At 71.2% G+C, this 2,447-nt stretch carries 1 pseudogene; it reads right to left on the reverse strand.

The features are described from left to right. Positions 1-2,447, reverse strand: a pseudogene (locus F3J18_RS36685) (autotransporter); the annotation flags it as partial.

The following is a 2,447-nucleotide window of genomic DNA, read 5'->3' on the forward strand; positions in this document are numbered from 1 at the left end:
GCTGGCGCGGCAGCGCGGCCGGATCCAGCACGGGCGCAGCCACCGGCGCGGCCGGCTGCGCCGCCGCGAGCCTGGCCTGGTACCGCTCGAGCTTGTCGAGCTGGGCGAAATCGGCGCTTTCCGAAACGATCTCGTGCTCGCCCGATACCTGGGTGACCGAACTGAGATGGATCGCCGCGTTCAGGCCCACGCGCGTGGTGGTCGCGTTCGACTCCTTGACCTTGAGGTCCGAGGCGATCCACGAGGCCGGATCCGTCATGATCTCGTCGATCTTCCGCGCGGCGGCGGCGCTGGGTTTGCCCATCGCGGCATCGGCGGCGGCCAGCGCGTCGATCTTCCGGGCCGCGTCGTTGCGCAGGCGGAAGCGGTGGAAGTAGGTCTGGTTCGGCGCCGCGTTGCCGCGGATGTCGCCGAGCAGGGTATCGATCTTCCTGTCCGCCGCCTGGTGGGCCGCATCCCATTGTTCGGGCGTGGCCTGGTCGATGTCGATGCGGTTCTTCTTGAAGTGGTCGAGCGCGTAGAGATCGCGCCAGGCGCCGCGCTGCATGTCCACCGCGTGCGTGAAGGTCTTGGTCGACTTGTACTCGACGTCGATGATGCACGAGCGCGGCATCAGCACACCGTTGTCGCGCGCGATCTGCACGCGCGACTCGACGCCCGAGTCGCTGAGCGCGAGGTTGGCCGAGGGCGTGTCGAGCGAGCTGACGCCCACGCCGACCGTATGCGGCTTGTGGCCGACCGGCACCGAGCCGCTCAGCCCGCCGGTGAGGCGCGCCACCCATTGCGAGCCGCCGCCCGAGCGGTGCTGCTCGATCTGCAGCGAGCCGCCGTCGTCGTGCACCTCGCGCGTGTGGTCGCGCGTCGACGCGTAGCCGACGCCCAGGCCGAAGCCGGCGGTCAGCGGCGAGTGCGGGATGCCGCCGTAGACGCCGACGTCGACCGAGGCGCCGCGCCGGGTGGTGTCGTCGATGCCGTCGGTCCAGCCGACCGAGATGTCCGGATCCTCGATGAACTTGTCGGCGAGCCGGTTCCAGGTGTCGCCGGCGGTGCCGGTCTTCGCCTGGGCCGAGCTCTCGACCAGGTGGTCGAACACCGCCGCGTATTTCTTCTCGAGCGTCTTGTCGTCGAAGTTGCTGCCGTCTTCCTTGACGCGACGCGTCACGCGCAGCGACACCCCGCTCGGCTCGTTGCGCTCGTGCTGGTGCAGCACCGCCTGCGCGGTCACGCCGGCGCGCACGTAGCTCAGCCCGACGTCGAAGTCGTAGCCCACGCGCACCCCGAGCCCGGCCTGCGTGCTGACGCTCCTGGCCGTGCCCATGAAGATCTCGGCGCCGTAGTTGCTGCGCCCCAGCTCGACCATCGCGGTGCGATTGCCGGTGGCGCGCAGGTCCACGCGCGGCGAGAGCGGCACGCCATGCACGTTCAGCAGCTTGCCGACGTTGGCCGACAGCCCGCGCGTGCTGGCGCCGAAGCGGTTGCCGTCCTGCATGCGCAGCCGGGCCCCCGACGGGAGTTCCCTGACCACCTGCGACATCGCCTTGACCACCTCCTGGCGCTGCGGCTTGGCCACCGTATGAGGCAGGTTCTTGGCGTCGCCGCGCAGCGTGTCGAGCGCGGCGACGAACTCGGGATTCTCGACATCGGCGCGCTGCGCCCAGTTGGTGATCCGCTCCAGGTTGAACGGCGCCTGGTTCAGCGCGGTGAAGGCCTCGTGCTTCTGCGCGTCCTTGCCGCCCCACGAGGCCGTGTCGGCCAGCAGCTTGTCGCGCGCCTCGGCGTCGGCCGGTGAGTCGGACAGGTCGGTCTTGGCGAGATCGTCGCGCAGGCTGTTGGCCTTGGCGACGATCTGCTTCATCTGCGCCGCGTCGGGCTTGCCGGTCGGAAAGCCGCCGTGCTCGAACCAGACGTGCAGCGCGGCCAGCTCGACCAGCGAGTGCGGGGCGTGCGCATGCGCGAGCGTGGCGCGCGGCTGCATCATCGGCTGGTCCATCAGCGCGCCGCGATGCTCGGCCACCGCCTTGAGCGCCTTGAGCTCCTTGGCGATGGTGGGACGCGTGACGTCGGCCGTGCCGCTGCGCAGCGCCGCCACCGGCGAGCGATGCTTGCCGACCGCGCGCGCGGCGAAGGTCTTCCAGCGGTTCTCGGCGGCGCGATCGAGTGTCTTGCCGGTGAACTTGTGCAGGCGCTCGCGCGTCTTCGCCAGCGGCGTGCCGGCGCCGTCCTCGCGGAAGTTCTGGCGCCAGGCGAAGAAGTCGCCCTTCTGCGCCGGCGTCATGTCCCGCACTTCCCCCGTGTTCGCCGCCGCGGCCGCCTCGAAGGCGCGCGCGGCCAGCGTCGGCTCGGCGCCGGGCACCTGCATCCGCTCGCGCACCGCGCCCGGCGCGGGATCGTTGTCGCGCGTGAGCGTGTCGTGCGGGCCCGGGTCTGCGTGGTCGGCCGCCTGCAGC

This window comes from Burkholderia sp. Ax-1720 (genome assembly GCF_011753035.1).
Classification (GTDB): Bacteria; Pseudomonadota; Gammaproteobacteria; order Burkholderiales; family Burkholderiaceae; genus Burkholderia; species Burkholderia gladioli.